Source organism: Synoicihabitans lomoniglobus (genome assembly GCF_029023725.1).
Lineage (GTDB): Bacteria > Verrucomicrobiota > Verrucomicrobiia > Opitutales > Opitutaceae > Actomonas > Actomonas lomonigloba.
This window is the reverse complement of record NZ_CP119075.1, coordinates 5243874-5260964: the sequence shown is the minus strand read 5'-3', so window position 1 is coordinate 5260964 and position 17091 is coordinate 5243874. Positions and strand designations below refer to the sequence as shown.

Genomic DNA, 17091 nt, shown 5'->3' with positions numbered 1-17091 from the left:
CACGCGCCACTTCACCGCGTTGCAATGTGCAATTTGGCTAAAAATTGAGCAGAGCATTATGCCCGATTCAGGAATTTACCCAAACGGGTATTATTTCTTATAGAACTGCTATTTAGTTACTTATGATATTCCTCAATCAAGTTGGCATGGTTCGAGTTATAAGGGGAAGCGTCACTCAACCCATAACTCAAAACTGGAGATAAATATCATGTTAAGTTGGTCCCTCACCTTTCTCATCATCGCCCTCATCGCGGGCGTTCTTGGCTTCACCGGCATCGCCGGAGCGGCCGCCGGCATCGCCAAGGTGCTGTTCTTCGTCTTCCTCATTCTGTTGATCGTCTCGGCCCTGGTCGGAGCCGCCAAAGGCAAAAATCCACCGGTCTGATCGCGACCTGAACCCGTTCGAATCTTCGACCCCCTGACACCTTTCATCTCATGAAAACGTATTCCAAATTCACCAAACCTCTCCTCATCGGCGCACTCGCTTTCACGCTCGGAGCGTGTTCAGAGCGCCAACAGGAAAATACCAAAGACGCGCTGGCTGACGCCAAGGAAGCGACCAAGGAAACTTGGCAGGACACCAAGGCAGCCACTCAATCCGCCTGGGCCGATCTCTCCGACGCCACCTATGACGAACGCGAGTCCTTCAAGGACGGCGTAAGCGACATGGCGGCCAAGTTGGAAGAAAAAGCCGAAGCTCTCGGAGACAAAACCGCCGACGCCTCCGACGAGGCGATGGACAAGCTCCGTAACGCCCGGGCGGAACTGGCCGACTCGCTCGACGATCTCGGCGATGCCACCGCCGACACCTGGGAAGACGCCAAGGATCGCGTGGCCGATGCCTGGAACAACGTCGAAGCCGCCTATCACGACGTGATGAGCTAACGTCGGCCGAAGGGCGGTGCGACCGCCCCGCCACCCAGCTCTCCATCACACCAAGACCGGTCGAGGCTTCGACGCCTCGCCCGGCTTGTTTGTATCCAACTATCTGCGACCCATTTTACTGCTATGAAATCTTGGCTTCCCTGGCGTTACCTCGTCAGCCGCATCGCTCGCCGCCAAGGGTTTTTGGACCCGTTCACGGTCATGGCCCGGCTGCGTCAATTTTCCCAACCCTCCGAGGTGCAGGAACCGATCGAACTGATTCGGGCCGGCGCGGCGTTTCATGCCCGCGGCCTAGTCAACACCAAGGTGCTGCAAAACAATCTCGACTGGGTCTGGCCGTATTGGGCTACGCGTCAGTTCGACCCGTCCGACGCTTCCTTTCTGCCCCGCGCCTTTTCGATCACCCACGTCAATCTCACCCACCGCAACTGGACTGCGCTCGGCTTGCCCGGCATGGAGGTGTATCCCATCGTCGATCCTCGCGGCATGATCACGCCGCTGCTCGATGCATGGTCGCTCGATTGGTGGTTCGCGCCCGCGGATGGATCCGCCCCCACACTTCCCTCCCAGTGCATCAATGCCGAACAACGGCTCGAACTGGAGGACGGTTTGCGCGTGGTCACTTCGCTGCGAACTGATCATCTGCGACTCGTCACGTCTGCGTGGGTGACGGCCGCCGCCACAGCCTCCGATCAACCGACGCTGCAACTGCAGGCGTCCATCGAATCCGATGTGCCCGGAGTATTGGCCCTCGCCGTGCGCCCGGCCAATCCCGAGGGCGTGAGTTTCATCGATTCGCTGGGATTCACCGACGGTGAGATCCACGTCAACAAAGACGGCCCGATCCGCTTCGATCGCTCGCCCACCCACTGGGCGGCCTCGACCTATGCCCACGGCGACATCGCCCATCATCTGCATGATCGGTCCACGCCCCCTGCCGCGGAAGTAACCTGCCGGGCCGGACTCGCCACGGGTGCAGCCTTGTTTGAAGTCGCCGCGCGCGGCGCAAAGCAAACGGTCACCGCCAGCATGCCGGTGCCGGCCCGCGGACCGGATTCCCGCCAGACCACGGTCACGACCCGCTCCTGGCCGGATGCACTCGCAGGCACGCCCACCTTCACCGCTCCGGATTCGCACTGGCAGTTTCTGCACGATGCCGCCACCCGCACGTTGCTGCTGCTCTCACCGCACGACATCTACCCGGGGCCCTACACCTATCGACGGTTTTGGTTTCGCGATGCCTGCCTGATTCTCAATGCCCTCGTCGCCGCCAACCAGTTCAAGCTCGCTCGCGAGCTGCTGGCCGCGTTCCCCGAACGCCAAAAACGCGACGGGTATTTCCACTCCCAGGAAGGCGAGTGGGATGCCAACGGCCAGATTTTGTGGATCGCCGACAAAATCGAGCGCGCCGACGGAAAACTGCTCTCCACTTCGTTGTGGAAGGCGCTCTCCAAAGGGGCCCAATGGATCACGCAAAAACGGGTCCAGGAAATCGGAGCCCGACACGACGGCTTACTGCCGCCGGGCTTCAGCGCGGAACACCTCGGCCCCAACGACTTTTACTACTGGGACGATTTTTGGGGACTCGCCGGCCTGCGGGCCGCCGCCCGCATGGCTCAACGTCGCGGTGAAAACGAGGACAGCCAACGCTGGCACCGCGAGGCCAACCAGTTTTCGCACGCCATCCGCGAGAGCCTCAAGGCCTTGCCCGCCTCGGTCACCGCGCAAGGCGTGCCCGCCTCGCCCTATCGGCGCATGGACTCGGGTGCCATCGGGTCGATGGTCGCCGACTATCCCCTGCAACTGGACGAACTCGGGCCCGAACGCTTTCAAAAGACCGCCGACTGGCTGGCGCAGCACTGCCTGCATGAAGGTGGGTTCTTCCAGGACATGATCCACTCCGGCATCAACGCCTACCTCACGCTGGATCTGGCGCAGACTTTACTGCGCGCCGGCGACTCCCGCTATCTTGATCTGATGGACGCCGTCGCCACGGCGGCGTCCCCTACGGGTCAATGGCCCGAAGCCATTCACCCCCGCACCGGCGGAGGTTGCATGGGCGACGGGCAACACGCCTGGGCCGCCGCCGAGTGGATTTTGATGATCCGCGCCCTCTTCGTGCGCGAAGAAGCCAACCACCTCGTCATCGGTGCGGGTTTGCCCGAACATTGGTTTAACGATCCGGAGTGCAATACCATCCACTACGGGCCCACGGCGACCAGTTGGGGACCGATCACCGTGCATGTTGAGCGCCGCTCGCATGACGACAGGTGGGTGCTGCGTATCGAGGCCCATTGGCACGGATACGCTCCGCACCTGGAGATCCGAATCCCGGGCTTCCAACCGGTCGACACCGACGCCGCGTCCTACGACATCGTGCTCGAACCCGTGCAAGCCGAGGGTTGCCTCATCGATCGATTCACCCAGTGCGAATAATCGCCGGGCGCACGAGTCCGCTCGCTCCAACTGCGGTGGCATACCGCGACGCGTATTCCGTTCGCCAGTAGTGTGTAACGCCTAAGAGTTCGGATAGGTGTAGGTCGTTGCTTGCGACGACCGCATCCATCACGCTGCGGTATTCGCAAGCGAACACCCTACCCAGCGCTACGACAACTTACAGGATCGTTGCTCGTTCCGACGCTGACTCCACGAATAATCCAGTGTTACTTCTACCAGGGGGTTGGCTCCACGTGGTTTCAGCGTGGACGGGAAACGAAACGCGCACAGCCAACCTATGACAACGTGGCCGAGAGGCAGTGCCGCAAGGCGCTGCTTCCTCGGCTCCGTCTTGCCCGCCCACCTCCCCGCATTCCTCGCGATGACGCTTCGCGCTTCCGCACTACATTCCAGTCCGAAGAACGGGTTTTTCGCGCCCGCCCAACGCTGCCCTGTTTCCACCGTTTCGACCATCGCCGTGCCCGCACAGCCTTCCGCAGATCCGCCCCCACCAAACTTTGATCCGGGTGGTCCGCTCCCCGCGCCGCATGCGGTCGATCGGCATGAACCCAAAAAAGGCGACCACGCGTCACGTGGTCGCCTTTGTCGTTAAGGTGAATGGGGTGCACGCACGTCGCGCATCGCCCGGCGCCGTCATCAACGTTTCGAGATGATGCGCATCAAGCGCGCGCCCAGACGAGCCCACCGCGGTAAAAACGGCACCATCAAACTTGAGGCCCATCCCGCCCAGGTGCCAACCTGCCGCCACCATGCGTGACCATGGCTCGGGGAGAGCCGCGGGCGCCATTTCTGTTCCCACTCCAGTCGGTCACAGGTGCAGGCGATCACGAGGAGCTTTTTCTCAATGTTTCTATCCATCGGAATCCTCCTTTGGAGGCGGGGGGTTGAACAGAGCATGCAAGCTTTGCGCATCACGCGAAACCTGCCCGAGCACGTCGCCGAACGGCATCCACTGCCCGGCGCGCCAACGTATGACTAAAATGGTGACGACGCCACCGCCGGCCAATCCGACTGCGGCCATGATCGGCGCCCAGACCCGCCATTCGGTGTCCCAGGTCGCGGCCATCAATGCAGCCAGACCCATCATCGCGGCGAGTTGCAAGGCGCCAATCGCCACGATGGCCAACACGCTGAAACGCATCAGCTCCGAGCGGGCTTCCCTGAACTCCAGGGCCGCGAGCCGGGCACGATGATCCAGCGCCCGCATGGCGATGCGGACGCTGGAAAGACGCTCGTCGTCATCAGGCGACGGGGCCGCCGTATCAGACTCGGAATCGTGTTGCGGTGAAACCATGACGGTTTCCGGTTCAGGCGATCCGACGCGAGACCAACAGCGCGACCAAGGCACCGACACCGGCGGCGATTCCCGCGGCGTGGTAAGGGTGCGAGCGCACATACTGGTCGGCATGCTCGGCTTGCTCCTTCGCGGCGACCTTCACGCGATCAACGGTCTCATCGACGGTCTTGCGGCCGTCCTTGACCGCAGTGCGCAGGCGGCCACGGAGTTCGGAAATCTTGTCGTTGGCTTCGTCACCGCCTTCGGCGAGCAACGCTTCCGCGTCGCGCACCAGGGCCTTGAGCTCGTCGGCGGTGGATTTCAATTTGGGATCAGCTTTGGTAGTCATAATATTTTGGATACTTGGGTGGTTTGGGAGATCGCCCCGTTCGGCCAAAATTCGCCGACCGAGGCAGAGAGTGAAAAGTGACGACTTAGCGGCGCTTGATCAGGCCGACGCCGCCGGCGACGGTCGCGAGAAGACCCGCGACGACGAGAACGATGCTCTTGTTGGAAGGCGCGTCGTTCACGACTTCCGAAACGGCCGAGCCCACGGAGTCCGAGGCTTCGATCCCGTAAACAAGCAGACCGATGCCGATGATGAGGATAACGATGGAGGTGATTTTATTCATAATTGAGAGGAGTTGCACCCTACCTTTGCCTATCCCATGCCAAGCTTGCGCCTTCGGACTTTATTGCATTATTTATCAGCATCTTACGTAATTTAGAAAAAACTTTAGATTATTAAATCAGCGCAATTTGCATGACGTTGTTTTGACGTATCGCGCATAATGCCCGATGCCGTAAGAGACGTTTCGCTCCTTTCAATCGGGATAACCGCCACCCGCAGCCTCGGCCCCGCCCCGACCGGCCCATTGCGCTCGCCCCGTTGGAATCCAGACCCAAAAAAGCCGCCCCCACCGCGCATGAGAGCACGGCGATGAGGCGGCGTTTCGCTTGCGGAGAAGCGAGGCGGATCAGGGTGAAGTCAGGACTCTTTCCGCACGCCCTTGAAGGGCTTGGCGTCCGCTTTCTGATCCATGAACTTGCCGGACTCAGCATCACGCTTGGTCCAACGATCGTTCGTGGGGTTGAGGGTTTGGGAACGTTTGCGAACCGCGCCAACGCGCGCGTTGTCTCCAGTAGGTTTGTTAGTAGCCATGCGGTGCACTGACCTCCGATTTAAACATCGGTTCGCAGTTCCGATCTCCCCCGTCAGTTCGACCCGCCCGTCCAATCGGCGAGGAACGCATCAGCTTCGCGAATGGATTTCTCCATATCGGCGATGAGTGCGCCCACTTCCGTTTCCAGGTCGCTTACCGTGCTGTCCAAACCGGCGATGGTTTGCGCGTTCAGGTTATGCTTCAGGAAAAGCACCTGGTCGCGCAGGGTGCCGAGCACGGGCTCCATCCGGTCGGAGGCGCGCTGCATCAACAACACCAGACGATCGTAACGGCGACGGGTGGTGTGAAGTTGGTCGGCGCTGCGCTGCCGCAAACTGGCACTGGTATACTGTTCGAGCTCACGCTCCCATTCGTCGAACAAAGCCTCCGCCACATCGCGCACGGCGGCGATCCGTTCCCGCACGGCGCTGGCCCGGGCCTCGCTGCGGTCGAGCTCGGTGGAAAGCCGGTCGTAATGGAGCTTGAGGTCACCGCCATCACTCGCGCTCAGGGCCAGGAGCTGCTCCAACGCACTGCTGAACTGTTCCTTCGCTTCCTCCTGCGCTTCCTGGGATTCCTCGATGCGATCAGCCAACACCTCGCGCTTGGGAATGCCCACCTTTTCGAGAGCACTGTAGTAAACCGACGAGCAACCGCCCAAACAACCAACGACGAACAAGGCGAAAAGCAGGACACGCAGGGACTTCATAAGTCGATCAAGGTGGCCGCACTTTGCGGCCATCGCAAGCCATCGAACCGCGGTATCCGGTGCGGGGGGAAACGCCCTCATCGCGCTCGGGGCTACCGCTTCAGGTCGGTGATCGTTTCGCATACCAGGCGTGAATCAATCCCGCCTGATAAAACGGCACCGGGGTGTTAAATCCGCCCCGACGAATGATCTCCTGGACATCACCCGACGGCAGCACGGCGACATCCCGCGAGTAGGCTTCCCGCATGCGCTTGATCCCTTCCGGTGAAGGCCCCTCGGCGTTGGTCACCCGAAACCAAACCTCGAGCAGGCTACGATCCTCGGGCTTACCCAGGTCTCCCGCCAGATCCGCACTCACAAGCACGCCATCCGGGACCAAACGATCCGCCATCCGTTGGAAAAATTCGATGCGCTGCTTCCGTTCCGTGATGAATTGCGAAACCAAAAAAGCCGTGGCCGCATCAAATGGCGCACTCGGCGGCAACGACTCGAGATAACCGGAGTGGAACACACATCGCGATGCGACGCCCGCCACCGCCGCCTTGTCCTTGAAGACCCCCAACATCGCGGCCGACGGCTCGACGGCCGTGAAGTGCCAATCCGGATACACTGGGGCCAGAGACAGAATCTCTTCTCCGGTTCCCGCCCCCACGCACAGGATTCGGGCCGCCGCCGGGAGTTGCGCGAGCACCGCCCGGGTCAGCAGATGGAGCGCCGCATTGAGCGGCGCCGTGCTGCGCCACTTCTGGTCATACGATGACGCGTGCTGATCGAATAATTCCGTAATCTCTTCCTTATGCATGGGTGACGCTGGAAACCGACGCGGCGCCATGCCCGACGGCAACCAGCAAAGTTGAAATCAAACACCGTGACCGCTCCAGAAACGACGCCATTTCGGCCCAGGGTCAGTTTCTTTGCACATACTTCGCCTCAAAGAGCTGCTTCGCCATCTTCAGCCCCTCGTCTGTAAACACGACGGACTTCGCTTTGCTCTTGGGGTCGGAGATATAGCCCTTTTCACACAAACGATCGAGAACCTCCCAGTCGTGCGATTTCCACGTTTTCCAAGGCCAATCCTTTTTCTCGCGGAATGCATTCAGGAAAAGCAGCGCGAGGACATCTTCGTCGATTTTGTCTTTGTCATGATCCATATGCGTAGCGGCCTATGATTGACTTGGGGAAGCACCGTCAGCCTCGGCCTTGAGCCGCCGGCGAAATTCTAACTGAGCCAAGATTTCAGCATGTGAGCCCGCCGGCCATCTTGCAATCCAGACCTTGGTGATCACCCCATTGGCGCTCAGGAGCGAAGACGAACCGCGACCGACCAATGAAGCTTAGGCGGTAAGAGTGATCGCTGTCTCCCGCGATGACATGGGGTCTTATCGGCGGTATTCGGCCGGGTTTCGCTCAATCAAGTAGATCTGAATTTCGTCTATCCCGTTGTGGTTGTAATAAACTCGATACTTCTCTCTTCGAGAAGACATTCGCCCAAATCGATCGGAAAGACCTCGGACTTCATAGGTAAAATATCCGTCATCTCCCGAAGTCCTCCACATGGCAATTTTCGGCCGTCTTTCATAGCGCCTACGCGCTTGGTTGGTGAGAGGCTCGATACTTCGAATCCACGCAAAGTCTTCCTGAAGAAGGGACGATTCCTCAAGGGCTCTTCTGGTAACCGCTTCTTCCTCTTGCAGGGCCAGCGCTACGTATGGCTGGCAGAACACTACGGCAAAGATTACGGCGAGAAGCACCAGCATCTTGAACAGGTGCCTGTGGTAGCCGGTGTCGGTTGCGGGTGGTTTCGCGAGTGAGCTCATTTCCCCTACGTTTGCCTTCCCCTACGAGGTGGGTCAGCGCGGTGCCGGTCTCTTTTCACTATGGGTTTCTCCTTCCAATAGTTTCGCGTGTCCATTTTTTCAGGCCCGATCACCGTGATTCGAGAACTCGAGCCATGAATTCGCTCTTACCATCCGTATACCTCTCGCGGTCATGCCGAAAGGAAGCGGCGAGGTTCTGCTTAAGGGCTGAGTATTCCGCCGTGATATTGGGGTCTTCACGCAGGCGGTCGCGGAACGTGATTTGAGCGGCCCACAACGGACTCCCGTAAGGCACGAGGTGCAAATGATGTGTCCGATCCGAGGGATGCGGCTTACAAAACCAGTGCATCACCTCCGCACGATAAGGTGCATGAAGATAATCCAAACTTCGCACCGCCGGGATCGATCCCTTTGATTCCTCGAGCGACCCAATCGCTGCCATAATATCGATTATGGGCTTCGCCGCCAGACCCGGAACGGAGGTGCTACCGATGTGCTCGATGGGCCCCTTGAGCCAGGGGCTAAGCACGCGGCGGAGGGCTTCCCGCTCTTCAAGAAAAAGCCGAACCCACTGCGCATCGTGGGCGACGATTTGAATCGGGGCGTCTTCGTCTGTCATGCTATTGCGGTCGACCGCATCAAGTGATGCCGACGAGTCACGGCGCGGCGCGCTCTGGCCGGCTGTCTGCGGTGACGGTTTCGATGTTCGATTTCAACGGGGTAAACGTCCATCTTTCGGACGACTTCAGGATGTAACCCTCGGCACAGACATAACTACCTCGAAACTCGTGATCATTTCGCATGCACGCGGTAAGAAAAATGACTGCAATCCCCGCCATCAATGCATTCCGATTCATCGCCATTTCCGTCAAACGTTTGAGATCAGAGACGGAGCCCGCGGCCGCGGAGCGGCCGGATTGGTCTCAACTGGCCTGGTTAGTCCGCCAATCGTGCGACCGCAAGCGGGGGCGAAAAAAGCGACACAGACGCCAACGAGACCAAGGACGGCAGGGATACGCTTCATCTTACTTTGCCTATCACTTAAAATGAGACAGGACCACTTGCGGTCCTCCTCTCCGGCAAACTGTTAGGACTTCTGGGTTCTGAATTCTTCATCACGTTTTTTCGACCAGACTTCCAATCCGATACTCTTAATTCGTTTGGCGTAAACATACTGTCCGGCGGCTAAAACCATGCCAGCTACTATGAACGGAGCCGAATACGGATTGACGTGTCGTCCGCCCGCCCGAGTGAGGCCGGGATTGTAGGCAGTGTATGCAAAGTATGCCATACCCGCAAAAGCCAGCGCCGCGCATACCCAAGTAATCGTCCAGAGCCGGATCTTCCATCGCTTGAAGCCAGGATCGGAATCGGTGACTTCCTTCGCTAAAGCCTTCCATTCCGCCGCTTGATCCGTGTTTTTTCGGCGGGTTTCGTCCGCATCATTTTCCGGGATTTCGTAGCGCAGTGACATTTTAATCCTAGGCACTATGGGTGCGACGAAGAGTCGCGGAACAAGACGGGTGCCCGCCCCAGGAAATCGCGGGTGACGCTCCATGCAGAGCGCCTATCCGCATGGATGGCGGGTGGTCGCGAAACAACCAAACTCCAGGACAAACACATGCCATGGACCCAACGCTCGGTGGGCCCGGATGTCGACCACGATACCAAGGCGGTCGCGGTGGCCGCAGGCCGCTGTGGCAGCGCGTCCCGAGGTGACCGCGGGCGACGCGGACTTGCCGCGAGGCTCCGGCCCGCGCCGGTCACTTTTTAATACCTTCCCGCCCGGACTCTTACGTTCGGGGCGGTGCGCGCCACGAGATCAATCTGGCTCCCAATGAAGTTGGTGGTGGCTTCGACGCAGGCTCCATCGAGCCCAAACATGATGGCCGCGGCATGGGCGCCGGACATGTCCAGATTGACCACCAGCAGATCCACGATGACCTCCTCGTCATTGATCTCGAAACTCGTGGGGCTGCCATCGGACATGAAGGCGTGAGCCATGGTCGGTCCGAGGGGATTGAGCAGGATTTCCGTGGGCATGCCGTTGAAACGCTCAAGCACGACCCGGCCGGCTTTGTGCACGTGGTCAAACTCGTGGCGGAACTGACACACCGCGTTTTTCACGGCGGACGGACAGCACTTGTCGGTAAGCGTTTTTTCGAGCGTCAGCTCGAAAGTGATCGTAGGCACGGGAGTTGGCATGGTGATCATAAGGGCAGCAGGCCGGGCACGAGACCCGACAACTCAACGAGCGATTTCCGCCGCGCAGAAGGGTCACGGATCGCCAATTTTTTGCGAGATAACGCCAGCCGTTGGCAAAACCCCCCAGAAACATCCCCCAAACATACTAATCGGGGCGCAAACTCCTTCGATTTCAGCGAGATTCCGCTTTCAGTCACTCCGCGAGACCACCACGTTTGGCAGCGGTGACCGATGGCGACATGACCCTCATTCTGCGGCGGATTGAGCAGGGCGACCCCGAAGCCCACGCTCAGCTCCTTCCCCTCGTTTACGAGGAACTGCGACGTCTCGCGGCGGCCAAGATGGCCCGCGAGTCGGGGGGCCAGACGTTGCAGCCCACCGCACTCGTGCACGAGGCATGGCTGCGACTTGGCGGCGATCAACAACCGGTGTGGGGCAATCGCGCGCACTTCTTTGGCGCGGCCGCAGAGAGCATGCGCCGCATCCTGATCGACAACGCCCGCCGCAAGCGCGCCCAACGCCACGGTGGCGGGGTCGAAAAAATCAGCGCCGATTCCACCGGCTTTGACCTCCCCGACAACATCGACACCAACGATGAGTTACTGCTCCTCAACGACGCCCTCGACGCCCTCGCGGAGCACGACGCCCGCAAGGCCGAGTTGGTGAAGCAGAAATACTTCGCCGGGCTGACCTTGGAAGAGGCGGCCGAGGTTTTGGAAATTTCCCACCGCACGGCCAAGCGTGACTGGGCGTATGCCCGGGCGTGGTTGTTCAATGAGGTGCAGCGCCTGCGCGCGGCGGACAAAGTCTGAGCCGCCCTACTTCATCCCCTCCTTTTTTCGGAAAATCCCGCGATTGCATGGCCCCAAGATTCGCGAAACTTCGCTCTGAAAATGTGTGCTGCCCCCGCTTCGCCATGCCTTCGGTGCGACCACTCGACCTGCTCCAGTTCACCGCGGACGGATCACCGCTGAACGTGGGTTCTCTCCCCTCGCGGCCCACCCGTTCGGTCCCGTCCTCCCCACCCGAACCCGTCGCCCATGGCACCTCCGCAAGGCACGAACGCGCCGCCACACGATGAACCCCGCGAGTCGGCGACCGGAGCACGAGACCGCGACGGTCGCACGCGCCCCCGCTCCCCCCTCGCCCCCCCTTCACCCCCCCTCGACCGACCGGGCATAGGATGAATCGCGACGAGCAAATTTTCTCTGCGGCGCTCGACATGCCGACTCACGCCCGGGAAGCATTTTTGCTCGAGACCTGTGGCAACGACGACGCCCTTCGCGCCCGAGTCGAGGCACTGATCGCCGGTTATGAAGCGGCGGACAGTTTTCTCGAAGACTCTCCGATCGAACGCCCGCTGTTGCCGCCCGAAGAGAAAATCGGCGACGTCATCGGCCGTTACGCGCTGCAGCGCCGCATCGGTGACGGGGGCTGCGGCGTGGTCTACCTCGCCGAGCAAAAGGAACCCGTGCGCCGGCATGTCGCGCTCAAGGTCATCAAACTCGGCATGGACACCAACGCCGTCATCGCCCGCTTCACTGCCGAGCGGCAGGCGTTGGCCATGATGGACCATCCCGATATCGCCCGGGTGTTCGACGCCGGCACCACCGAGGCGGGGCGCCCGTTCTTTGTGATGGAATACGTCGACGGCGTGCGCATCACCGAGTTTTGCGACGAGCACAACCTGTCGCTGCACGAACGGCTGGAATTGTTCGCCCGCGTGTGTCTCGCCATCCAACACGCCCACCAAAAGGGCATCATTCACCGCGACGTAAAACCCTCCAACATCCTCGTAGCACGCTCCGACGGCGTGCCCACGCCCAAGGTCATCGACTTCGGCATCGCCAAGGCCACGCAAGGTCGCCTCACCGAGGAAACGCTGCTCACCGGCGTGGGCCAGTTCATGGGCACCCCCGCTTACATGAGCCCGGAACAGGCGGAGCTGCGCGACTTCGACATCGATACCCGCAGCGACGTCTATTCACTCGGCGTGCTGCTCTACGAAATGTTGACCGGGCAACCGCCCTTTGATCCGCAGGAGCTCGTGCGCGGCGGCATCGACGAAGTGCGACGCGTCATCCGCGAAGTCGATCCGCCGCGGCCTTCCGCCCGGATCGCCGCCCTGTCCGCAGACGCGTGTAAAGCGATCGCGCAAACCCGTCGCGTCCCCCCCCCGCACTTGCGCAACGCACTCCGCGGCGATCTCGACGCCATCGTCATGCGCTGCCTCGAAAAGCCCCGGACCCGACGCTACGGGACCGCGCAGGAACTCGCCGACGACGTGCGCCGTCACCTGCGTCACGAACCGGTGGAAGCGCGCCCGCAAAGCACCGCCTATCGCATCCAAAAATTTGTCGCGCGCAACCAGCTCGCCTGCCTCAGCGTCGCCGCCATCACCGCCACGCTCGTCGGCGGCACGATCGTGAGTGTGCGCCAAGCCGTGCGCGCCACCGCCGCCGAACAAACCGCCACCGCCGAACGCGACGCGGCCACCGCGGCCGGACGCGCCGAAGCCCTCGCCCGCGCCGATGCCCAACGCCGCCAGGAACAAGCGGAGGATCTGCTCACCTTCATGCTCGGGGACTTTCGCACCGAGCTCCAAAAGATCGGCCGCCTCAACCTGCTCGATGCCGTCGGCGAGAAGGCCATGGACTACTTTGCCGGACTCAACGCCCGCGACCTCACCGACACCGCGCTGGTGCGCCAATCCAAAGCGCTCACCCAGATCGGCGAGACGCGCATCGACCAAGCCCGCTATCCCGAAGCGGCCGCCGCCTTTACCACCGCCTACGATCGCGCCGCCGCCCTGTGCGAACGACATCCCAGTAATGCCGACATGCTTTTCGAGCGGGCCCAGGCCGAGTTCTGGATCGGCTTCGTCGCCCGCCGTCGGGGTGAATTCGCCGAGGAACGGGAATGGCTCATGCGTTACCGCGATTCGGCAATCGCGCTGAACGAGATCGAAGGCAAGACGCTGCGGTCGCAAAACGAACTGACTTACGGATACCACAATCTCGCGGTGCTCGACTTCGAGGCCGGGGACCTGAAGGCCGCCCGGGCCGGGTTCCTGAGCGAACGACACGCCATCGCCGAACTGCTCGCCGCCAACCCGGGGGATCTGGAACTGCAGACGCGCATGACCGACATCGCATCCTGGCTCGGCAGTGTGGCCGAACGCGACGGCGCCTATCTGGAAGCCGTCGAGCGCTACACCGAAATGTCGTCCGGTATCGAAACACTCATGGCCCGCGAACCCGATGTCGTGCTGTGGCAGGAACGCCTCGCCGCCAGCGTCACATTCACCGGCAACCTTCAGGCCATGACCGCGCAACCCGATCGCGCCATGGCGTCGTATGATCGTGCGATGCAACTCCTCGACGCGCTCGTCGCCCGGGATCCCCACAACCAACGGTGGCTCGTCGTTTCGCTCAACCTGCAGCTGCAGCGCATCACGCTCCTGCTGGCCGCCGGCGAGACGGACACCGCGCATGAGCTGCTCCCGCCGGTGCGCGAACAGCTCGAAGCCCTCGTCGCGGCCGAACCGGGCTCACACGAATTTACCCGTCGCCTGGCCACCGCGTGGCGCTTGGAAGCCCGCCTGCAAATGGCAACGCAGCCGCCGGACGCCCGGGCCGCCATCGATCGCGCCATCGCCCTGGGCAACGGTCTCATCCAACAGGACCGAGCCAACAGCTGGGCGGTCGGAGAGTTCGCCCAAGCTCAACTGCTCGCCGGGCGCATCGCCCACGCGAGCGGCGACGACGCCAAGGCGCGTCAGCACTGGCAGGAGGCGATCGGGATTCTCGGTTCGCGTTGGGAAAACTCGCACGACTGGCGGTTTCTCGATCCCGCCGCCCAGGCGCTGGTCCTCACCGGCGAAACCGCTCGCGCCCGCCCCCTTCTCGAACGTCTGGCCCGCTTCGGCTACCATGCCACCGATCCCTTGGCGGCGTCCACTTTGGACATCGTCTCCCCGCCGCAAGGCACCAACCCAAACCCTCGTTAGTTAATCAGTATGAACTCGACTCAACTCCCTTCCGTTACGCTCTCGGTAACCATCCCCAGCTTCCAATCGACCACCGAATCAAACTGCATGCCGGCCACCATCGCGATCGACACCGCGGAACCCAACACGCTGAACGCGACCATGAACGGTGAATGGTTGACCGTTCCAAATACGGGAACCGCCGGGGGCGACATCATTTTCAAAATGCTCTCGGAGGGCATTATTTTCATCGGGATCGCCCTCAAATCAAACAAGGGCACCGCCGGGAACAATGCGTTCTACACCAGCACGGTGGACCATACCACGGAAACACTGAAGGTGACCGATATCGGTTCCGAAACCGGGGACGATGTCGTGGCCTACCAATACCTCATCATCGTGCAGGATGTGGCGTCGCAGGCGATCGGATACATCGATCCCGGCATCATTAACAACCCCAACGAAAACTAGCCCGCCCGGCGGATCGCCCTACTCGACTTCCTGTCGTATTTAATTAATAACTACATTATTCCACATGTCCACTCCCACCGCCACGCTTACCCTGTCGAACGTCGTGTTCCACACCCTCCCGACCTTTTCGACCGCCACCTTCAGCCTTACCAGCTCCGACCCGACCGCCGATTTTTCGTTCGATAACGTCGGCAACACCCTGACCATCCAGGCCGCATCCACCACCGCCCAGGTTGAGATCACGTTCGTGCTGGATGATGCCAACCACATCCTGACCGGACTGGCCTTCATGCCCGATGGATCAGCCGAGGTGGGCCGCAGAGCGTTTCCCGACATTGCAGTCAGCCGCTCCACCACCTGCAGCACCTTGGTCGTCACCGATGACTACTCCCTGAACGGAACCGTGGCGCAGACGTTCCCCTTCGTGCTCCTGATCCAGCGCGTGTCCGATGGTCACGTCGGCGGCATCGATCCTGGCATCATCAACAATCCCAACGAAAACTGAGGCCACGAGGCCCGGCGGAGCCCCCGGCGGGCTCCGCCCCGTTTCTGGCAGGTTGACCATGCCCGCGAACGCGTCGGCGCTCGCTGCCCCGACTGGTCACCGCCCCCCCTCCGAATCCGCACCCGCAACCTTCCCCGCCCGCAAACCATCGTCCCCCGCCCATCATGCGCATCCCCCACGCCACCCTCATCTTGTCCAAGGTGGTTTTCAAAAAGCTACCCCATCTTTCGACGGCCAGCCTCGGACTGGCCAAAGCCAGGCCACCTCGCGATTTCAGTTTCGACTGCACCACGGGCGTGCTGACGATCAGCGCCGCGGAGCAAACCCCCCGGGTGAAAATCACATTTTTCCTGGAGGACTCGAAATACATTCTGGCCGGCCTCGCGTTCACGCCCAAGCGAGGCGTGGTCAAAGCCGGCCGAACCATTTTCCCGAAAATCGCCGTCACCCGCACGGATGAGTCGAGCACGCTGGTCGTGACCAACGACTACGCCAAGAACGGGCCGAAATCCAAAACCTTCCCGCTGCGCATCCTGGTCCAGCGCGTGAGCGACGGGGCGATCGGCGAGATTGATCCCGGCATCATTAACAATCCCAACGAAAACTGATTGTTGCACCAGCGGCCCTCTCGCCCCGCTTCGGCCATCTCGTGGCCAGCGGGGTTTTTGAGGGTATCCGACCCCCGCCGGGTCTCCGGCGCAGCCGGTTGACAGTGGTCCCACGCAAGGCGTTACCGCACGCCCATGCCCGGAGGGCTCCGGGTGTCCCCGGATACGAAGGACTCAACGCCGACCCGTCGTGCGCTGAAGCCACTGTCGGCGCGGTTTGGGCCAACGTAGTTCGGGTGGACATTGTTTCCGGTGAATGCTCCACGCCACCAGGGTCATGGCGCCAAAAATGGTCCCGGCGATGACGGCGAATTCGAAGAGAGTTTGCGATGTGAACATGATCGGAGGTTTTGATTTGGGTGCGGGGCCGATTCGTTTCAGCTCCTGATCAAGCAAGCGAAAATGACGTCACAAAGGGGTCACGCCGGGCCATATTCCCTGCGCGCACGTCTTCTGGATGCCGCTTCGACGGCGCACGCCAAACGAAGCGCGACGGCACGGTTAACGAAATTCGCTTAGGGCTAATTCGTAGTTTCCAGCGTTGAAAGACGGCCGGTGGTCATCCCTTTTCGTGTCCGACATATGACTAGGCACATATCCCTAAATGATGATGCTGATTCACCTCAGGAATGGGTGTTACTGGTCGACGACGAAGCCTCGATGCTCCGCATGCTGGAAATTGGTTTGGAAGGCATGGGAATGGAAGTGGCGACCGCGCAAAGCGCCCAGCTCGCCATGGACCAGATCGCGCACCGCGCCCACGCGCCGCTACTGGTATTGCTGGACGTGATGATGCCAGGCACCGACGGGCTCACGTTGGCCCGCCGGTTCAGTGCGCAACTCCCCCGCACCAAAATCGCGGTGATGAGTGGCCACTTGACCGAAGACTCCTGGTGGCCCGACGACCTGCGGGACGTCGCCTTCCTGACCAAGCCTTTTCCCCTGCAGGCGCTGCGCACTTTGGTGGACGAAGCCCGCGCTGATCTGCTCGAAGAGTAACTTCCGGA

General features: G+C 61.1%; 20 protein-coding genes. 9 read left to right on the top strand and 11 right to left on the bottom strand.

All coding sequences use genetic code 11. The features are described from left to right. Positions 1-208 precede the first annotated feature (208 nt). From PXH66_RS20300 to PXH66_RS20290, 3 genes are all read left to right on the top strand, one after another. Positions 209-385: a DUF1328 domain-containing protein gene (locus tag PXH66_RS20300; protein ID WP_330929981.1), complete on the top strand. Its 177-nt coding sequence runs from the start codon at positions 209-211 to the stop codon at positions 383-385. A gap of 50 nt (positions 386-435) precedes the next feature. Then, entirely contained in the window at positions 436-885 is a 450-nt protein-coding gene (locus PXH66_RS20295; RefSeq protein ID WP_330929980.1) for a sll1863 family stress response protein, read from the top strand. 123 nt (positions 886-1008) lie between these two features. Next, positions 1009-3321 (top strand): hypothetical protein, encoded by a 2313-nt coding sequence (locus tag PXH66_RS20290; RefSeq protein WP_330929979.1) that lies wholly within the window; start codon positions 1009-1011, stop codon positions 3319-3321. Between the two features lie 871 nt (positions 3322-4192). Here the strand turns inward: PXH66_RS20290 and PXH66_RS20285 are convergent. From PXH66_RS20285 to PXH66_RS20240, 10 genes are all read right to left on the bottom strand, one after another. Continuing rightward, positions 4193-4636 carry a phage holin family protein gene (locus PXH66_RS20285; protein ID WP_330929977.1) on the bottom strand — a complete coding sequence of 148 codons (444 nt, stop codon included), beginning with the start codon at positions 4634-4636 and terminating at the stop codon, positions 4193-4195. Positions 4637-4649: 13 nt separating this feature from the next. Next, positions 4650-4967 carry an ElaB/YgaM/YqjD family protein gene (locus PXH66_RS20280; RefSeq protein WP_330929976.1) on the bottom strand — a complete coding sequence of 106 codons (318 nt, stop codon included), beginning with the start codon at positions 4965-4967 and terminating at the stop codon, positions 4650-4652. Positions 4968-5052: 85 nt separating this feature from the next. Beyond that, complete coding sequence (locus PXH66_RS20275) at positions 5053-5250, bottom strand: DUF3185 family protein (RefSeq protein WP_330929975.1); 198 nt, start codon at positions 5248-5250, stop codon at positions 5053-5055. 356 nt (positions 5251-5606) lie between these two features. Further along, positions 5607-5780: a hypothetical protein gene (locus tag PXH66_RS20270; RefSeq protein ID WP_330929974.1), complete on the bottom strand. Its 174-nt coding sequence runs from the start codon at positions 5778-5780 to the stop codon at positions 5607-5609. A gap of 53 nt (positions 5781-5833) precedes the next feature. After that, positions 5834-6490, bottom strand: coding sequence for a DUF2959 domain-containing protein (locus PXH66_RS20265; protein WP_330929973.1), 657 nt, complete (start codon positions 6488-6490; stop codon positions 5834-5836). Positions 6491-6590: 100 nt separating this feature from the next. After that, positions 6591-7292, bottom strand: coding sequence for a class I SAM-dependent methyltransferase (locus PXH66_RS20260; protein ID WP_330929972.1), 702 nt, complete (start codon positions 7290-7292; stop codon positions 6591-6593). Positions 7293-7395: 103 nt separating this feature from the next. Beyond that, a complete protein-coding gene (locus PXH66_RS20255) occupies positions 7396-7641 on the bottom strand; it encodes a DUF6429 family protein (RefSeq protein WP_330929971.1) in 246 nt (81 codons plus the stop codon). Between the two features lie 775 nt (positions 7642-8416). Continuing rightward, the gene (locus tag PXH66_RS20250; RefSeq protein WP_330929970.1) at positions 8417-8926 is read right to left on the bottom strand and encodes a GrpB family protein; all 510 of its coding nucleotides are present in this window, start codon (positions 8924-8926) and stop codon (positions 8417-8419) included. A gap of 468 nt (positions 8927-9394) precedes the next feature. After that, entirely contained in the window at positions 9395-9781 is a 387-nt protein-coding gene (locus PXH66_RS20245; RefSeq protein WP_330929969.1) for a hypothetical protein, read from the bottom strand. 296 nt (positions 9782-10077) lie between these two features. Continuing rightward, positions 10078-10500: a hypothetical protein gene (locus PXH66_RS20240; protein WP_330929968.1), complete on the bottom strand. Its 423-nt coding sequence runs from the start codon at positions 10498-10500 to the stop codon at positions 10078-10080. A gap of 251 nt (positions 10501-10751) precedes the next feature. Here PXH66_RS20240 and PXH66_RS20235 point away from each other — a divergent pair, with 251 nt between their 5' ends. The 5 genes from PXH66_RS20235 to PXH66_RS20215 all read left to right on the top strand — a co-directional run bounded on the left by PXH66_RS20235 (position 10752) and on the right by PXH66_RS20215 (position 16084). Beyond that, the gene (locus tag PXH66_RS20235; RefSeq protein WP_330929967.1) at positions 10752-11324 is read left to right on the top strand and encodes an ECF-type sigma factor; all 573 of its coding nucleotides are present in this window, start codon (positions 10752-10754) and stop codon (positions 11322-11324) included. Positions 11325-11734: 410 nt separating this feature from the next. After that, a complete protein-coding gene (locus PXH66_RS20230; RefSeq protein WP_330929966.1) occupies positions 11735-14521 on the top strand; it encodes a serine/threonine-protein kinase in 2787 nt (928 codons plus the stop codon). 9 nt (positions 14522-14530) lie between these two features. Then, positions 14531-14971: a hypothetical protein gene (locus tag PXH66_RS20225; protein WP_330929965.1), complete on the top strand. Its 441-nt coding sequence runs from the start codon at positions 14531-14533 to the stop codon at positions 14969-14971. A gap of 64 nt (positions 14972-15035) precedes the next feature. Next, positions 15036-15476, top strand: coding sequence for a hypothetical protein (locus tag PXH66_RS20220; RefSeq protein WP_330929963.1), 441 nt, complete (start codon positions 15036-15038; stop codon positions 15474-15476). Positions 15477-15640: 164 nt separating this feature from the next. After that, entirely contained in the window at positions 15641-16084 is a 444-nt protein-coding gene (locus PXH66_RS20215) for a hypothetical protein (protein ID WP_330929962.1), read from the top strand. Positions 16085-16258: 174 nt separating this feature from the next. Here PXH66_RS20215 and PXH66_RS20210 read toward each other — a convergent pair whose 3' ends face one another. Beyond that, positions 16259-16423, bottom strand: coding sequence for a hypothetical protein (locus PXH66_RS20210; protein ID WP_330932130.1), 165 nt, complete (start codon positions 16421-16423; stop codon positions 16259-16261). Between the two features lie 243 nt (positions 16424-16666). Here PXH66_RS20210 and PXH66_RS20205 point away from each other — a divergent pair, with 243 nt between their 5' ends. Then, positions 16667-17083, top strand: a complete 417-nt coding sequence (locus tag PXH66_RS20205; RefSeq protein WP_330929961.1) for a response regulator — start codon at positions 16667-16669, stop codon at positions 17081-17083. The last annotated feature ends 8 nt before the right edge of the window (positions 17084-17091 follow it).